The organism is Lysobacter cavernae (genome assembly GCF_042648505.1).
Classification (GTDB): Bacteria; Pseudomonadota; Gammaproteobacteria; order Xanthomonadales; family Xanthomonadaceae; genus Lysobacter_L; species Lysobacter_L cavernae.
On sequence record NZ_JBHRXK010000003.1, the window covers coordinates 21,285 to 37,687 of the forward strand.

The 16,403-nt window shown below is 68.8% G+C and carries 13 protein-coding genes; 12 read left to right on the forward strand and 1 reads right to left on the reverse strand.

The annotated features are described in order from the left end of the window. Positions 1–66 precede the first annotated feature (66 nt). The 5 genes from ACFOLC_RS07280 to ACFOLC_RS07300 all read left to right on the forward strand — a co-directional run bounded on the left by ACFOLC_RS07280 (position 67) and on the right by ACFOLC_RS07300 (position 4,825). Positions 67–927 carry a YicC/YloC family endoribonuclease gene (locus ACFOLC_RS07280; RefSeq protein ID WP_386758589.1) on the forward strand — a complete coding sequence of 287 codons (861 nt, stop codon included), beginning with the start codon at positions 67–69 and terminating at the stop codon, positions 925–927. An 18-nt stretch (positions 928–945) separates the two neighbouring features. Next, a complete protein-coding gene (gene gmk / locus ACFOLC_RS07285; protein WP_386758590.1) occupies positions 946–1,563 on the forward strand; it encodes a guanylate kinase in 618 nt (205 codons plus the stop codon). 135 nt (positions 1,564–1,698) lie between these two features. Then, positions 1,699–1,998 (forward strand): DNA-directed RNA polymerase subunit omega, encoded by a 300-nt coding sequence (rpoZ, locus tag ACFOLC_RS07290; RefSeq protein WP_386758591.1) that lies wholly within the window; start codon positions 1,699–1,701, stop codon positions 1,996–1,998. 159 nt (positions 1,999–2,157) lie between these two features. Continuing rightward, on the forward strand, positions 2,158–4,344 hold the full coding sequence (locus ACFOLC_RS07295) for a RelA/SpoT family protein (RefSeq protein ID WP_386758592.1): 2,187 nt from the start codon (positions 2,158–2,160) through the stop codon (positions 4,342–4,344). 97 nt (positions 4,345–4,441) lie between these two features. Continuing rightward, a complete protein-coding gene (locus ACFOLC_RS07300) occupies positions 4,442–4,825 on the forward strand; it encodes a RidA family protein (protein ID WP_386758593.1) in 384 nt (127 codons plus the stop codon). Positions 4,826–4,934: 109 nt separating this feature from the next. Here ACFOLC_RS07300 and ACFOLC_RS07305 read toward each other — a convergent pair whose 3' ends face one another. Continuing rightward, positions 4,935–5,972 carry an AraC family transcriptional regulator gene (locus ACFOLC_RS07305; protein ID WP_386758594.1) on the reverse strand — a complete coding sequence of 346 codons (1,038 nt, stop codon included), beginning with the start codon at positions 5,970–5,972 and terminating at the stop codon, positions 4,935–4,937. A gap of 187 nt (positions 5,973–6,159) precedes the next feature. On the opposite strand from ACFOLC_RS07305, the gene ACFOLC_RS07310 reads away from it, so the two are divergent. The 7 genes from ACFOLC_RS07310 (at position 6,160) to ACFOLC_RS07340 (ending at position 16,342) form a co-directional block, all read left to right on the forward strand. Further along, complete coding sequence (locus tag ACFOLC_RS07310) at positions 6,160–7,407, forward strand: parallel beta-helix domain-containing protein (RefSeq protein ID WP_386758595.1); 1,248 nt, start codon at positions 6,160–6,162, stop codon at positions 7,405–7,407. Beyond that, a complete protein-coding gene (locus tag ACFOLC_RS07315; protein WP_386758596.1) occupies positions 7,404–8,600 on the forward strand; it encodes an SO2930 family diheme c-type cytochrome in 1,197 nt (398 codons plus the stop codon). The genes ACFOLC_RS07310 and ACFOLC_RS07315 overlap by 4 nt, the downstream gene beginning before the upstream one ends. Positions 8,601–8,775: 175 nt before the next feature. After that, positions 8,776–11,118 (forward strand): TonB-dependent receptor, encoded by a 2,343-nt coding sequence (locus ACFOLC_RS07320; protein WP_386758597.1) that lies wholly within the window; start codon positions 8,776–8,778, stop codon positions 11,116–11,118. 79 nt (positions 11,119–11,197) lie between these two features. Beyond that, complete coding sequence (recG, locus tag ACFOLC_RS07325; protein WP_386758598.1) at positions 11,198–13,315, forward strand: ATP-dependent DNA helicase RecG; 2,118 nt, start codon at positions 11,198–11,200, stop codon at positions 13,313–13,315. A 187-nt stretch (positions 13,316–13,502) separates the two neighbouring features. Then, entirely contained in the window at positions 13,503–14,522 is a 1,020-nt protein-coding gene (locus ACFOLC_RS07330) for a glucokinase (RefSeq protein WP_386759016.1), read from the forward strand. Between the two features lie 72 nt (positions 14,523–14,594). Further along, a complete protein-coding gene (locus ACFOLC_RS07335) occupies positions 14,595–15,617 on the forward strand; it encodes a N(4)-(beta-N-acetylglucosaminyl)-L-asparaginase (RefSeq protein ID WP_386758599.1) in 1,023 nt (340 codons plus the stop codon). Further along, positions 15,614–16,342: a copper homeostasis protein CutC gene (locus ACFOLC_RS07340; protein ID WP_386758600.1), complete on the forward strand. Its 729-nt coding sequence runs from the start codon at positions 15,614–15,616 to the stop codon at positions 16,340–16,342. Before ACFOLC_RS07335 ends, ACFOLC_RS07340 begins: the two co-directional genes overlap by 4 nt. Positions 16,343–16,403: the final 61 nt, after the last annotated feature.

Sequence of the window (16,403 nt, forward strand, 5' to 3'; positions counted from 1 at the left end):
GTGAAATGGGCGCGCGAGTTTACCATTCGCCCCTTGCCGCCTCGGCTGCCTTATCGGAATGTCCACATGATCCGCAGCATGACCGCCTTCGCCGGCGGCGAAAGCGCCACGCCCTGGGGCTCGCTCGGCTGCGAGCTGCGCTCGGTCAATCACCGTTTCCTCGAGCTGGGCGTGCGCCTGCCCGACGAGCTGCGCGCGCTGGAGCCGGCGCTGCGCGAGCGCGTCGCCGCCCGCATCGCCCGCGGCAAGCTCGACCTGACCCTGCGCCTGCGTGCGCCGGAAGGCGAGGGTGGCCTGCAACTCAACGCGGCCCGGCTGCGCGAACTGAGCGAACTCGCGCTCGATCTCGACGCGCGCTTCCCGCGGCTGCGCACCGAGCTGACCGAGCTGCTGCAGTTCCCCGGCGTGCTGCAGACGCAGTCGACCGATCCGGCAGCGTTGCAGGCGGCGGCACTGGAGCTGCTCGACCGCGTGCTCGACGAGTTCGTCCGGGCGCGCGAGCGCGAGGGCGCCAAGCTGGCCGCGGTGATCACCGAGCGTGTCGACGGCATCGCCGCCATCGCCGGCGAGGTGCGTACGCTGATGCCGGTCATCCGCGCCGGTCAGCGCAGCAAGCTGGAAGGGCGTCTGGCCGACCTGGCTCAGCCGGTCGATCCGGGCCGGCTCGAGCAGGAACTGGTGCTGTGGCTGCAGAAGCTCGACGTCGACGAGGAGCTCGACCGCCTCGACGCCCATGTCAGCGAGGCGCGGCGCGTGCTCAAGCTGAAGGAAGCGGTCGGCCGCCGCCTCGATTTCCTGCTGCAGGAGTTCAACCGCGAGGCCAACACGCTCGGCTCCAAGTCGGTCGACGCGCGCAGCTCGGCCGCCGCCGTGGAGCTCAAGGTCCTGATCGACCAGGTCCGCGAACAGATCCAGAACATTGAATAACCCGGCCAGCCCATGACCATGCGCGGAACCCTCTTCATCGTCGCTGCGCCGTCGGGTGCCGGCAAATCCAGCATCGTCAACGCAGTACTCGCGCGCGATCCCAACATCTGCCTGTCGATCTCGTTCACCTCGCGCCAGCCGCGGCCGGGCGAGCGCCATGCCGAGCACTACCACTTCGTCAGTGCCGAAGAGTTTGAACGCATGGTCGCGGCCGGTGATTTCTTCGAATCCGCGCGCGTGCACGGCGACTGGAAGGGCACGGCGCGGCAGTCGGTCGAGCCGCAACTCGCGGCCGGCAAGGACGTGCTGCTCGAGATCGACTGGCAGGGCGCGCGCCAGGTCCGGGCCAAGGTACCCAACGCGGTCAGCGTGTTCATCCTGCCGCCGTCGCGGCCGGCGCTGGAGCAGCGCATGCGCAGCCGTGGCCAGGACAGCGATGAGGTCATCGCCCAGCGCCTGGCCGCCGCACGCGAGGAGATGTCGCATTACGGCGAGTTCGACTACGTGATCGTCAACGAGCACTTCCCGGTGGCGGTCAGCGAGATGTGCGCGATCTTCACCGCCAGCCGCGTGCGCCGCGAGCAGCAGGTGGCGCGCCATTCGCGGCTGATTACCGCGTTGTTGGCCGATGATTGAATGCCGCGGATTTGCGTAACTGGCTGATTCATAAGGTGGGCGGCGGGCCCAAGGTTGCTTTGGCCGGGTGCGGCCCGCTACAATCCACGCCCCCTCAAAGCCTGCATGGACGGCCGCCCGGCCGCCAGGAGCCCCATGGCCCGCATTACCGTTGAAGATTGCCTGGAAGTGGTCGACAACCGCTTCGAACTCGTCATGTTGGCCGCCAAGCGCGCCCGCCAGCTCGCCAATGGCGTCGAGCCGCAGCTGGACAACAGCGAGGCCAACGACAAGCCGACCGTGCTGGCCCTGCGCGAGATCGCCGCGCGCCAGATCAACCCGGACTACATCGACGCCGTCGAGAAGGCCGAGCGCGAGCGCAAGGAGCGCGAGGCGCTGGAATGGGCCGCCGCGGAAGTGGTCGCCGACGACGACCTGTCCAAGGGCGACGACTGATCGCATCCGGCCCCGGGCCGTACTCGCGATAGAGCGGCTCCGCCACGGCGGGGCCGTTTTCGTTTCTGCGCCGGGCTTTTCTTGCGCTTGTTCAGCGCCATATAGGCCCTGGAACTCCTTGCATTGCGCCGCGCGCCGCCGCGCGCGTAGATTCCCCCTATGACCCCCGCCGAATCCGCGCTCAGCACCTATCCCGCGCCCGCCTATGACGATGCGGACCTGCCGGATTATGTGCGCGAGCTGGAGCAGGCCGCCGATTACCTGCCGCCACCCCAGCACCAGCTGTTGCGTCGCGCCTGGGCGATCGGCGCCGCCGCCCATGCCGGGCAGACCCGCAAGTCCGGCGAGCCTTACATCACCCATCCGGTGGCGGTGGCCAAGGTGCTGGCCGAGCAGGGCCTGGACGTCGAGACGCTGATCGCGGCGATCCTGCACGACACCATCGAGGACACCCCGCTCACCCGCGACGGCCTGGCCAGCGAGTTCGGCGAGACCGTGGCCGAGCTGGTCGACGGGGTCACCAAGCTCGACAAGCTGCAGTTCCGCGATCGCCAGGAAGCGGCGGCGGAGAGCTTCCGCAAGATGCTGCTGGCGATGTCGCGCGACCTGCGCGTGATCCTGATCAAGCTCGCCGACCGCCTGCACAACATGCGCACCCTCGGCGCGCAGAGCATGGAAGCGCGCGAGCGCATCGCCCGCGAGACCCTGGAAATCTACGCCCCGATCGCGCAGCGCCTGGGCATGAACCTGATCAAGGCCGAGTTGCAGGATCTGGGTTTCCGCGCGCTGCACCCGTGGCGGCACGCGGTGATCGAAAAGCGCATCCGCACCCAGCCGGTGGTGCGGCGCGAGTCGCTGGTGCAGATCGAGGCGCACCTGGCGCAGCGCCTGGCCAAGGAGAAGCTGGCGCACCGGCTGGTCAGCCGGGTCAAGTCGCCGTGGAGCATCTACACCAAGATGCGCGCCGAGCACAAAAGCTTTGCCCAGGTGATGGACGTGTTCGGCTTCCGCGTCGTCGTGCGCACGGTGCCGGACTGCTACCACGCGCTCGGCGTGGTCCACGCCGCCTACAAGCCGCTGGATTCGCGCTTCCGCGACTTCATCGCCATTCCCAAGGCCAACGGCTACCAGTCGCTGCACACGGTGCTGTTCGGCCCCTACGGTTCGCCGATCGAGGTGCAGATCCGCACCGAGGAGATGGACCTGATCGCCGAGCGCGGCATCGCCGCGCACTGGTCGTACAAGCACGGCGGCGAGGGCCCCAACAGCGCGCAGACCCGCGCCCACAGCTGGATCGCCAACCTGGTCGAGTCGCAACGCGCGACCGGCTCGTCGCTGGAGTTCCTCGAGAACGTCAAGGTCGACCTGTTCCCGGACGAGGTCTACCTGTTCACGCCCAAGGGCGACATCCTGTCATTGCCGCGCAATTCCACCGCGCTCGATTTCGCCTACGCCGTGCACACCGGCGTCGGCAACCAGGCCGTGGCCGCGCGCGTCGACGGCAAGCTGGTGCCGTTGCGCACCAAGCTGGCCAGCGGCCAGCGCGTGGAGATCATCACCGCCAAGTCGTCGACGCCGAAGCCGCAGTGGCTGGAGTTCGTGGTGTCGGGCAAGGCGCGCACCTCGATCCGCCAGCAGCTCAAGCAGCTCGAGCACGAGGACGCGGTGCAGCTTGGCCATCGCATGCTCGACCGCGCGCTGGAAGCGCTCGGCATCTCGCTCGACCGGGTGCCGCCGGTGCGGCTGGAAGCCTACCTGGGCGAGCACCGCTACCCGCGCCTGGAAGCCTTGCTGGCCGACATCGCGCTCGGCAACCGCATGCCGCAGCAGGTGGCGCTGGCACTGGCGCGCGAGGCGCCGGGCAAGCCGCAGCAGCGGCGCGCCACCGATCACCTGGTGCTGTCGCAGGAGAAGATCCTGATCACCGGCGCCGAGCGCGGCGTGATCAGCTTCGCCAACTGCTGCCTGCCGCTGCCGGGCGACGAGATCATGGGCTACCACACCACCGGCAAGGGCATCGTGGTGCACCGGCTGGACTGCCCGAACGTCGCCGATTACCGCAAGTCGCCGGACCGCTGGGTGCCGATCGGCTGGGACCGCCAGGTGTCCGGTGATTTCGCCGCGGCGCTGCGCATCGAGGTCGACAACCGGCCCGGTTCGCTGGCGCAGGTCGCCGCCGCGATTGCCGAGGCCGAGTCCAACATCGATCGCGTCGAGTACCTCGACCGCGACGCCAGCATCGCGGTGATGCGTTTCGCGATCGAGGTCAGCGACCGTCGTCACCTCGCCGACGTGATGCGACGCGTGCGCAGGCTCGCCGTCGTGCTCGGCGTGCAGCGGATGTGAGGGGCCGGGAATCGGCAACAGAACAGGCAATCGTAGGAGCAAGGCGTTGTTGCCTTTACGATTCTCCACTCCCGATTCCCCATTTACGGATTCAAGCATGTCCCGTCATGTCATCCACACCGACAAAGCCCCGGCCGCGATCGGCCCGTACTCGCAGGCCGTGCGGGCCGGCGACACCGTCTACCTGTCCGGCCAGATCCCGCTCGACCCGGGCACCGGCCTGCTGGTCGAGGGCGACATCGGTGCGCAGGCGCGGCGCGCCTTCGACAACCTCAAGGCGGTGTGCGAGGCCGGCGGCGGCTCGCTCGACGACATCGTTCGTCTCGGCCTGTACCTGACCGACCTGGGCGACTTCGCCGCGGTCAATGCGGTGATGGGCGAGTACTTCCAGGCGCCGTACCCGGCGCGCTCGACCATCGAAGTGGCTGGCCTGCCGCGCGGGGCCGGGTTCGAGGTCGATGCGGTGATGGTGCTGGGGTGATTGCGGGCTGTGCCTGAAGGTAACTCTGCTTTTGCTCGTCATCCCCGCCTTCGCGGGGATGACGGCAATTATTCAGACCTTCCCTAAGGGGTGAAAGCCGCGTTCGTTTTTAGCCGTGCGGCCGCATCGCGCGCGGTGCGACTCCGGTCCAGCGCTTGAATGCGCGGCGGAACTCGCGCGCGTCGCGGAAGCCGACCGCCGCCCCGACGCGGGCGATGCTCAGGCGCTGGTCGCTCAGCAAGGCACGCGCCGACTCGCTGCGCACGCGGTCGTGGATATCGGAGAAGCTGGTCTGCGCGGCCTGCAGCTGGCGGCGCAGGGTGCGCTCGGTGAGGTGCAGCTCGGCGGCAATGTCGACCAGGCGCGGGTTGTCGGCCAGGCGCAGGCGCAGCAGGCGCTCGACCACGGCCACGATCTCGCTTTTCGGCTGCCCGGCCGGCATCTGCTCGTCGCACAGGGCCAGGATCTGCTGCGCGCTGGCGGCGTTGTAGGCCGGCATCGTCGCCTGCAGCCACGCACGGTCGATCACGACCCGGTTGCGGGCCTGGCCGAAGCGCACCTCGCAATCGAACACCGCGGCGTAGTCGGCGGCGTAGTCCGGCGCCGGGTAGGCCAGCTCGGCCCAGCGTGGGCGGAAGCCAGGCCCAAGCAGGCCCCGGCACAGCATCAGCGAGCTGGCGAACAGTTCCTCACACAGGAACGGTTCGATTTCCGGGTCGGCGCTGCGCATGCGTGCAATGACGCCGACCCCGTCGGCGGCGTCCTCGTCGAGGGCCAACTCCATCATCGCCCCGGTGATCGGGGCATAGCGCACGCCGATGCGCAGCGCCTCGACGAAGCCCGGCGCGGTCATCATCGCCAGGCCGAGCAGGCCGAAGTGACCGATGTTCTGGCGCTCGCCCAGCACCAGGCCGTGGCCGCAGCCGGGCAGGCCGCGCAGCGCGCGGCGGATGATCTGGCCGGCCTGGCGGTAGGACAGGTAGGTCGGAGTTTCGCCGTCGAATTGCGCCGGCCCCAGGCGCAGGCCGGCGAACCAGCCGTCGCAGGGCGCGCTCAGTTCAGCGGCCCGCGCCACCAGTCCGGCGACGATCCCGCTTTTGATGTTGGCGATGGAAAAACGCGGGTCGTCGCTGTCAATGCCCTGCATACGCTGCCGTAGCTTGTCCGGTTTGCCCCCCAGAGTATGCCGGCTTTGCCCTCCACCGGAGTCATCGCGCCGTCACAGACTGGCGGCAGGGGTCGAGGGGTGCAGCACGGGCGCGCAAGGCGCGGCCGGCGGCACCGCTTGGCGGGGGAGGCGCGACCTTGCGCCGGCCAGAACAGGACGGAGTCGGATGAAGCGGATCATTCTCGGTGTGGCAATCACGGTGGCCGTGTCGGCGTGCCAGCAGCAGAGCAGTGCGCCGGCCCCGGCCGCGGATGGCAACTACCAGAAGGTACTGATCGAGCGCCTGCTCGACGCCAAGCCCGGCGACGTGATCGAGATCCCGGCCGGGCGCTTCGCCTTTGACCGCAGTCTCACCCTGCGCGTGGACGGCGTGACCATCCGCGGCGCCGGCATGGACAAGACCGTGCTCAGCTTCAAGGGGCAGAAAGCCGGTGCCGAAGGGCTGCTGGTCAACGCCGGCAACTTCACCCTCGAGAACCTCGCCATCGAGGACAGCAAGGGCGATGGCCTCAAGGTCAACGAGGGCGACAACATCACCATCCGCGGCGTGCGCGTGGAATGGACCGGCGGACCCAAGACGACCAACGGCGCCTACGGCATCTACCCGGTGCAGACCACCAACGTGCTGATCGAGGACTCGGTGGCGATCGGCGCCTCCGACGCCGGCATCTACGTCGGTCAGTCGAAGAACGTGGTGGTGCGTCGCAACCGCGCCGAACGCAACGTCGCCGGCATCGAGATCGAGAACACCGTCAGCGCCGACGTCTACGACAACATCGCCACCGACAACACCGGCGGCATCCTCGTGTTCAACATGCCCAACCTGCCGCAGCCGGGCCACAGCACCCGCATCTACCGCAACAAGGTGGTCGCCAACAACACCGACAACTTCGCCGCCAAGGGCGCGGCGGTGGCGAGCGTCCCGGCCGGTTCGGGAGTGGTGATCAACTCCAACGACAAGGTCGAGATCTTCGACAACGACATCGCCGACAACCAGACCGCCAATGTCATCGTGTCCAGCTACTGGTCGACCGGTTACATGAACAAGTACGGCGTGGCCAAGAGCTACGACCCGTACCCGGAGGAGATCTATATCCACGGCAACCGCTTCAGCGGCGGTGGCGACTCGCCCGACGGGCTAGATTTCAAGGCATTGAAGGTGGCGATGTTCGGCCTCAACGGCCGCCTGCCCGATGTGCTGTGGGACGGCTACGTCAATGCCAAGCGAGCCGGCGGCCCGCAGGTCTGCATCGACAACGGCGCGGCCACCACGCTCAACGCCGACGGCCCGAACAAGTACAAGAGCCCGAGCCTGGTCACCGACGCGGTGCGCTGCCAACTGCAGCCGCTGCCGGTGGTGAGCCTGCCTGGCGACAGCGCGGCGACCGCCGTGAAGGCGGCACCGGCGGCATGAAGTACGGGTATGTGATGGCGGCCGTGCTGGCCGCGTTGTCGATGGTGGGGTGCAAGCGTTCGGCCGAGCCGGTGAGCTTCCATGCGCAGGGCCAGCCGGCGAAGTTGAGCGACTGGCACGTGTTCAATGTCGAGGATGGCCACCTGCGCTGGAACGACGGCGTCGAGCCGTACGCGCTCAACACCGCGCTGTTCAGCGATTACGCGCACAAGCTGCGCACGATCTGGATGCCGCCGGGGACGAAAGCGACCTACCAGGCAGAGGCGGCGCTCGACTTCCCGGTCGGCACCATCATCAGCAAGACCTTCTACTACCCGCGCGCCAGTGGTGGCGCCGGCGCGGTGCTGCGCGTGGCCGAGCGCGTCGGCGAAAGCCGCGATGGCCTCGACCTGAAGGACGTCCGCCTGATCGAAACGCGCCTGCTGGTGCGCCGCGAGAGCGGTTGGGTCGCGCTGCCGTACGTGTGGAACGCGCAGCAGACCGAGGCCGAACTGGCGCGCGCCGGCGACACGGTGTCGCTGGAGATGCACCTGCCCGAGGGTGGCGAGCCGCAGCGCTTCACCTACCTGGTGCCGGACGAGAACCAGTGCGCCGGCTGCCATGCGACCAACAACACCACGCGTGAATTGCAGCCGATCGGGCCGAAGGCGCGTCACCTCAATCGCGATGATCCTTGGCATCCGGGTGAAGGGCATGCCGGCGAAAACCAGCTCGCGCGGATGGCCCGGCTCGGCCGCCTCGAAGGCCTGCCGGCCGCCGACATACCGCGCAACGCACGTTTCGACGACGCCCGCGCCAAGCTCGAAGACCGCGCCCGCGCCTACCTCGACGTCAACTGCGGCCACTGCCACAACCCGAAGGGGCCGGCCGACACCTCCGGCCTGTGGCTCGATGCCGCCACCGACGAGCCGCGCCGGCTCGGCCTGTGCAAGCCGCCGGTCGCGGCCGGGCAGGGCACCGGTGATCACCTGTTCGACATCGTGCCGGGCCAGCCCGATGCCTCGATCCTGGTCTACCGCATGGACAGCCTCGATCCGGGCGCGATGATGCCCGAGCTCGGCCGCAGCACCGTGCACGAAGAAGGCGTGGCCGTGATCCGCGACTGGATCAAGGCCTGGCTGGGCAGTTGCAGCAGCGAGGGCGAGCCGAGCGAAAGCGCGCCCGCCGAAAATGCGCAAGTAGCGATGAAGTGAGAGCAGTGCATCCGCACCGGTGACATCGTCGGTGCTCAACAACAAGAACAAGTCATTGGGAGAGGGGAGTTTCCGAATGTCACCACGTAAAAACAGGCTCGCTATCTGTCTTGCTCAGGCCCTGTCAGGTTGCCTGGTCCTCACCGCTGCCACAGCGCAGGCTCGCGCCCAGGAGGTGGCCACCGCAGCCCCGGCCGCGAGTGCCGCCGTCGACGCCAAGCAGCTCGACACCATCACCGTTACCGCACAGAGCCGTGAGCAGGAACTTCAGGACGTTCCGATCGCGCTGCAGGTGGTGACCGAGGAACTGATCGACGACGTCGCAGCCGAGGACTTGAGTGACATCGACAACTTCGTGCCGGGCCTGGTGATCCACAGCCAGCAGCCGACCCAGCCCAGCTTCCAGTTGCGCGGCATCCAGACCGACGACTTCGGCATCGGCACCGATCCGGCCGTGGGCGTCTACGTCGACGGCGTCTATGCCGGGCGCGGCGGCGGCGTGCTGCTGCCGTTCACCGACGTGCAGCGCATCGAGGTGCTGAAGGGGCCGCAGGGCACCCTGTTCGGCCGCAACACCGCCGCCGGCGCCATCTCCATCGTCACCAACCGCCCCGGCAACGAGACCGAGGCGCGCGGCAAGCTGCGTTTGGGCAACTACGGCAAGCAGTATTTCGAGGGCATGGCCAACGTGCCGGTGAGCGACCGCGCCGCGTTCCGCATCAACGGCGTGTTCAACCACAGCGACGGCTGGATCAAGGACGCCGTCACCGGCGAGGATCTCAACCCCGAGAACAACTGGGCCACGCGCCTGGGGTTCCGCACCGAACTGGGCGAGAACACCAGTGCCTGGATCAGCTGGGACCACGAAAGCCTCGACCAGAAGGGCCAGGCCACCACCGGCATTGTGCCGTTGCCGCCCGCGCCGGGCCTGCCGCCGTTTCCGGTGGACGAGACCGCGTACCTCGATCCGCGCGAAGTCCCGACCGCGGTCGATGCCGTGGGCAACGCGGAAACGCGCACCTTCGACGGCGTCACCCTGATCGTCGACCACGCCACCACGTGGGGCAACCTCACCTCCACCACCGCCTGGCACAAGTACGACTCGCTCAACCGCGTCGAGGAGGATGGCACCAACCGCTCCTACCTCTACATCGACACCGCAAACACCGAGCACAACGAGAACTTCTACCAGGAGTTCAAGTTCAGTGGCAGCACTGACCGACTCGACTGGGTGGCCGGCGCCAGCTACTTCCAGGAGGACGCCGACCAGACCAGCGAGGTCAACTTGCTGACCGATTCGGTGGACACGATGCTGGGCAACACCGGCCTGGGGCCCCCGGGCGGACTGTTCGGCCCGATCAGCGACCTCGCCAACCAGTTCGGCATCCCGGTCAACCTGCACGATCTGCCGTGGAACGAGAAGTTCGTCAACACCCTCGACACCAAGGCCTACGCCGCGTTCGGCGACGTGATCTGGCACGCCAACGACAAGCTCAACCTCACCTTCGGCCTGCGCTACACCCGCGACGAGAAGGACTTCACCTGGTTCAACGACCACCGCAGCGCGCCGGCGCTGGACGCGCAGCTCGACATGCTCGACGCGGTCGGCTTCTTCGATGCGATCGGCATGAGCAAGGACATGTTCATCTTCGACGTCGCCTTCATCGATGTGCCGGCGATGCTGAACAAGGGCGTGCTCAACCGCGACAAGAAGTCGTGGGACGACTGGAGCCCGCGCTTCGTCGCCGACTACCACTTCAACGACCACACCATGGGCTACGCCTCGCTGGCCAAGGGTTACAAGGCCGGCGGTTTCAACGCCCTGCAGATCGACAGCGAGTTCGACAACGAGGATGTCTGGAACTTCGAGACGGGCCTCAAGCAGACCCTGGCGGACTATCGTCTGCAGTACGGCGTGTCCGCGTACTACTACGCCTACGACAACCGCCAGTCGATCCGGCTGGACACGACGCCGGACATCCCGCGCTATGTGGTCGACACCTCGGACCTGGAAGCCTGGGGTGTGGATTTCGACACGCGCTGGCAAGCCACGGACGGACTCGGCCTGACCTTCAACGCCGCCTACATCGACTCGACCTACAAGGACTACGTCACGCCCGAGGGGATCGACGTCAGCGGCCAGGCCACCGGCATCCCGTACTGGTCGGCCGCGGTTGGCATCGACTACCGCTGGTACCTGGACAACGCCGGCGACGTGCGCTTCGCGCTGTGGCATTCCTACCGCGGCAAGACCCGCTGCAGTGACGAATCGCAGTCGCAGGGCACTTGCGGCGTCAGCCCGGCGCTGGACCTGGGCGAGGAACGCAACCTCACCGACGCGCGCATCGCCTGGAACGCGCCCGGCGGAAACTGGAGCGTGGCCGTGTACGGCAAGAACCTGCTCGACAACCAGTACGTCAGCGGCCTGGGCACCTACGGCAAGACCGTGCTCGGCACCGTCGGCGCGCGCGTGACCGAGCCGCGCACCTACGGGCTGGAGCTCGGCGTCAAGTACTGACGCGGCATTCGGAAAGCCCTGACCCCGGCGCCACCGCGCCGGGGTTTTGGTTTGCGCGCGATCCCGGCATGCTGTGCCGATGCCGACGCGCAAGGACGGGGCCACCGTCGAACTCCCATCGCCGCCGATCAGCGCCCTGCGCGGGGTCGGCCCGCGCGTGGCCGAGAAGCTGGCAGCGCGCGGCCTGCTGACGCTGCAGGACCTGTGGCTGCAGCTGCCGCGGCAGTACGAGGACCGCACCGCGCTGACGCCGATCCGACTGCTGCAGCCGGGCGTGGCGGCACAGGTCGAGGGCACCGTCGAGGCGGTCGAGCGCGGCTTCCGCTACCGGCCGATGCTGCGCGTGGCGATCAGCGACGGCTCGCACGCGACGCTGGTGCTGCGCTTCTTCCACTTCCGCGCGGCGCAGGTCGCGCAGTTCCAGGTCGGCGCGCGCGTGCTCTGCTACGGCACGCCCAAGCCGGGCCAGCACGGGCTGGAGATAGTTCACCCCAGTTATCGCCTGTTGGCTGACGCTGACGCCGCCGCACTGGGCGATTCGCTCGACCCGGTTTACCCGACCATCGAAGGCATCGGCCCGGTGTCGCTGCGTCGCCTGATCGGACAGGCGCTGGACCGTTTGCCCGACGAAGCGGCGCTGGAGCTGTTGCCGCGCGAACTGCGTGACGGGCTCCAGTTGCCGTCATTGCGCGAAGCGCTGCTGACCGTGCATCGGCCCGCGCAGGACGCCGACGTCGCCGCGCTGCTGGCCGGCCGTCATCCGGCGCAGCGGCGGCTGGCGCTGGAGGAACTGCTGGCGCACCACCTCAGCCTGCGCCGACAGCGGCTGGCGCAGCAGGCGCATGCGGCGCCGGCGCTGAAAAAAGCCGCGCTGGCGCAGCGCCTGCGCAAGGCGTTGCCGTTCGCGCTGACCGGCGCGCAGCAGCGCGTGTTCGAGCGGATCCGCGTTGACCTGGCCAACCCGCATCCGATGCTGCGGCTGGTGCAGGGCGATGTCGGCTCCGGCAAGACCGTGGTCGCGGCGATGACGGCGATGCTCGCGGTCGAGGCCGGCAAGCAGGCGGCGCTGATGGCGCCGACCGAGCTGCTCGCCGAGCAGCACCTCACCAACCTGCGCGGCTGGCTGGAACCACTCGGCGTGCGCGTGGCCTGGCTGGCCGGCAAGGTCACCGGCAAGGCGCGCGCGAAGGTGCTGGAGGAGGTCGCGTCCGGCGAAGCGCAAATGGTGGTCGGCACGCATGCGCTGATGCAGGAAGGCGTCGCCTTCCGCGACCTGGCGCTGGCGATCGTCGACGAGCAGCACCGCTTCGGCGTGCACCAGCGTCTGGCGCTGCGCGACAAGGGCACCGGCAGCGTCGGCAACGGCGATGCGATCGTCCCGCACCAGTTGGTGATGACCGCCACGCCCATTCCGCGCACGCTGGCCATGGCCGCCTACGCCGACCTCGATGTGTCGGCGATCGACGAACTGCCGCCGGGGCGCACGCCGGTGCAGACGGTGGCATTGAGTGCCGAGCGCCGCCCGGAGCTGGTCGAGCGCATCCGCAAGGCCTGCGCCGAAGGCCGTCAGGCGTACTGGGTGTGCACGCTGATCGACGACAGCGACGAGGTCATCGCCCAGGCCGCGCAATCGACCTTCGAGGACTTGTCCAAGCGCCTGCCGGAACTGCGCGTCGGCCTGGTGCACGGACGCATGAAGGCGGCGGAGAAGCAGGCGACGATGCGCGCGTTCAAAGGTGGCGACATCGACCTGCTGGTGGCGACCACGGTGATCGAGGTCGGCGTCGACGTGCCCAACGCCTCGCTGATGATCGTCGAGAACGCCGAGCGCCTGGGCCTGGCGCAGCTGCACCAGTTGCGTGGGCGCGTCGGCCGCGGCAGTGCCGCATCGAGCTGCGTGCTGTTGTACCAGTCGCCGTTGTCGCAGATGGCGCGGCAGCGGCTGGAGACGATGCGCGAGACCAACGACGGCTTCGTCATCGCCGAGAAGGACCTGCAACTGCGCGGCCCCGGCGAACTGCTCGGCACCCGCCAGACCGGCCTGGCCAGCTTCCGCGTCGCCGACCTCGCCCGCGATGCCGACCTGCTGCCGCAGGTGCAACGCATCGGCGAGCAACTGCTGGCGCAGTCGCCACAGCTGGCCGATCGCATCGTCGCGCGCTGGGTCGGCAGCGCGGTGCGGTTCGCCGGCGCTTGAGTGGATCGCTCGCGGCGGTGTGTTTGGTCGATAATTGCAGGTTCCACGCTGCTGCGTCGCTGTCCATGCATGCCGTTCGTGATGGCCGGACGCAGTGCATGACCGGTTCGCCCAGGCCCAGCCCGTTGTCGGGGTCGGGCGGGATGCGCAGCCCGCCGCCGCTCCGTCGAGACTTGCCGTGACCGAAGTGATTGCCGATTCGCCCGCCTCCACCATCGGCCTGTGTCCGGCGCAGCCATTCATCGCCGCCGACGTCGGCGGCACGCACGCGCGTCTGGGGTTGGTGCAGGTGAGCGGCGATGGCAAGGTCGCGGTGCTGGACTACCGTCGCTACGCTTGCGCCGAGCATCCGAGTCTGGCGGCGATCCTGCGCGACTTCGCCACGAGCGTGCAGGCGCCGGCCCGGCACGCGGTGGTAGCGATCGCCGGTCGGCTCGAAGACGATACGCTGATCAACGCCAACCTGCCGTGGCCGGTGTCGCTAGAGCGCACCCGGGTCGAGGCCGGCATCGACCACGTTGGGCTGCTCAATGATTTCGAGGCGGTGGCCTGTGCGATGGGCTACATCGACGCGGCCACGATGACCCGCATCTGCGGTCCCGAGCGCGCCGGCGACGGCCCGGCGCTGGTGCTGGGGCCGGGCACCGGTTTCGGCGCCGCGCTGTGCCTGCCCGATGCCGCGCGTCCTGGCGCGGCCCGGCGCGTGCTCGCCAGCGAGGCGGGCCATGCCGCGCTCGCCGCCGGCAACGCCCGCGAACTGGCGCTGCTCGGCCAACTGCTGCAGCGCTGGCCGCACGTCGACAACGAGCGCGTGCTGTCCGGGCCGGGCCTGCTCAATACCTACACGGCACTGTGCGAGCTCGCCAGCGTCGCTGCGCGCCTGCCCACGCCGGAGGCAATCACCGCTGCGGCGCAGGACGGCAGCGATGCACAGGCGATCGAGACACTGTCGTTGTTCTGCGCGATGCTCGGCAGCCTTGCCGGTGATCTCGCCGTGACCTTCGGTGCCGACGCGGTGTACCTGGCTGGCGGCATCCCGGCGCAGATCAAGCCGTTCCTGCTTGCCAGTGAGTTCGCCGCGCGCTTCCGCAACAAGGGCGTGCTCGGCGAAGTGTTGGCGCGGGTGCCGGTGCGGTTGGTAGAACACGGCCAGCTTGGCCTCGTCGGGGCGGCGGCATGGTACTTCGAGCGACACGCGCAGCGCTGAGCGTCACGCGTCCATGGATGCCGGTGCATGCGGCACCGGTCTTGTGTGTTTTCCTTTCACGGATACCTCCTCATGACCAGCCGCCGCCATTTCCTGCAGACCTCGCTGCTCGCCGCCGGTGCACTGGCCTTGCCGCGCGGCGGTAGCGCCGCGACTGCCAGCGGTGCGCGCGTGGTGTCGACCTGGGACTTCGGCGTCGGCGCCAACGCCGCGGCCTGGCAGGTGCTCGGCGCCGGCGGCAGCGCGCTCGACGCGGTCGAGGCCGGCGCGCGCTGGGCCGAGGCCGACCTGTGCAATCCCACGGTCGGCCGCTGCGGCAATCCCGACCGCGACGGCGTGCTGACGCTCGACGCCAGCATCATGGACGGCGACGGTCGCTGCGGTGCGGTCGCGGCGCTGGAGGACATCGACCATCCGGTGTCGGTCGCGCGCGCGGTGATGGAGAAGACCCCGCACGTGATGCTGGTCGGGCAGGGCGCGCAGCAGTTCGCGGTGTCGCAGGGCTTCGAGAAGAAACCGTTGTTGACCGAGGGTGCGAAGCAGGCCTGGCGCGAGTGGCTCAAGACCGCGCAGTACCAGCCGCAGATCAACGCCGAGCGCGAGCAGCGCTTCAAGGATCGGCGCCCTGGCGACAAGAGCAATCACGACACGCTCGGCATCCTTGCCCTCGACGCCAGCGGCAAGCTGGCCGGCGCCTGCACCACCAGCGGCATGGCGTGGAAGCTGCACGGCCGCGTCGGCGACAGCCCGATCATCGGGGCGGGCCTCTACGTCGACAACGAAGTCGGTGCGGCCACCGCCTCGGGCGTGGGCGAGGAGATGGTGCGCAACGCCGCGAGCTTCCTCGTGGTCGAACTGATGCGCCAGGGCCGCTCGCCGATGGAGGCCTGCCGCGAGGCGATCGAGCGCGTGGTGCGAAAACGCCCGGAGGCAAGCAAGCGCCTGCAGGTGTGCTTCCTTGCGCTCAACAAGCACGGCGAGGCCGGTGCGTTCGCGCTGCACAAGGGCTTTGTCTACGCGCTGCGCGACGACGGTTCCGGGCCACACGACCGCCTGCACGACTCCGCGTCGGTCTACACGACGGAACAGACGTGAGCGCGCTACGGCTGGAGATCGCCGCCAACTCGCTGGCCTCGGCGTTGGCGGCGCAAGCAGGTGGCGCCGACCGGGTCGAGCTGTGCGAGAACCTGGGTGAGGGCGGTTGCACGCCATCCTGCGGCACGCTGGCGCTCGCACGTGAACGCCTGCGTGTCCCGCTGTACGTATTGATCCGGCCACGCGCCGGGGATTTCCTGTACGACGCGCTTGAGCGCGAGGTGATGCTGCGTGACATCGAGCACTGCGTGCGGCTCGGGGCCGATGGCGTGGTGATCGGAGCGCTCGATGCCGACGGAGATGTCGACGTTGCCGTTTGCCGCGAGCTGGTCGCCGCGGCTGGGCCGCTGGGTGTCACCTTCCACCGCGCCTTCGATGCCGCGCGCGATCAGACGCGGGCATTGGAGGCGATCATTGCCCTGGGCTGCGAACGCGTGCTGACCTCGGGCGGAAGTGCGAATGCACTTGATGGCAGGCAGGCGATCGCGGGGCTGGTGCAGCAGGCGCGCGGACGGCTGGGCATCATGGCCGGCGTGGGCATCGACGCCGACCATCTGCGCGAGTTGGCGACCCGCACCGGCGCGCAGGAATTCCATGCCTCGGCCAAGGCGTTACGGGCGTCGGCCATGCGCCATCGCAACGAGCGCCTGGTCGGGCTCGATCCGGACTGGGTGCAGACTGACCTCGACCGCGTGCGCGCGCTGACGGCGGCACTGCACTGCTGAATCAGGAGGTGGGCAGTGTGTGCATCGGCGTGGTAACGATGAGCGTCACCTCGCGCGCAAC

Bases quoted from the DNA above. Each gene is read 5' to 3' on its own strand.
- ACFOLC_RS07315 (WP_386758596.1), top strand. From the start codon at position 7,404: ATGAAGTACGGGTATGTGATGGCGGCCGTGCTGGCCGCGTTGTCGATG.
- rpoZ (WP_386758591.1), top strand. From the start codon at position 1,699: ATGGCCCGCATTACCGTTGAAGATTGCCTGGAAGTGGTCGACAACCGC.
- ACFOLC_RS07305 (WP_386758594.1), bottom strand. From the start codon at position 5,972: ATGCAGGGCATTGACAGCGACGACCCGCGTTTTTCCATCGCCAACATC.
- ACFOLC_RS07280 (WP_386758589.1), top strand. From the start codon at position 67: ATGATCCGCAGCATGACCGCCTTCGCCGGCGGCGAAAGCGCCACGCCC.
- gmk (WP_386758590.1), top strand. From the start codon at position 946: ATGCGCGGAACCCTCTTCATCGTCGCTGCGCCGTCGGGTGCCGGCAAA.
- recG (WP_386758598.1), top strand. From the start codon at position 11,198: ATGCCGACGCGCAAGGACGGGGCCACCGTCGAACTCCCATCGCCGCCG.
- ACFOLC_RS07335 (WP_386758599.1), top strand. From the start codon at position 14,595: ATGACCAGCCGCCGCCATTTCCTGCAGACCTCGCTGCTCGCCGCCGGT.
- ACFOLC_RS07295 (WP_386758592.1), top strand. From the start codon at position 2,158: ATGACCCCCGCCGAATCCGCGCTCAGCACCTATCCCGCGCCCGCCTAT.
- ACFOLC_RS07310 (WP_386758595.1), top strand. From the start codon at position 6,160: ATGAAGCGGATCATTCTCGGTGTGGCAATCACGGTGGCCGTGTCGGCG.
- ACFOLC_RS07300 (WP_386758593.1), top strand. From the start codon at position 4,442: ATGTCCCGTCATGTCATCCACACCGACAAAGCCCCGGCCGCGATCGGC.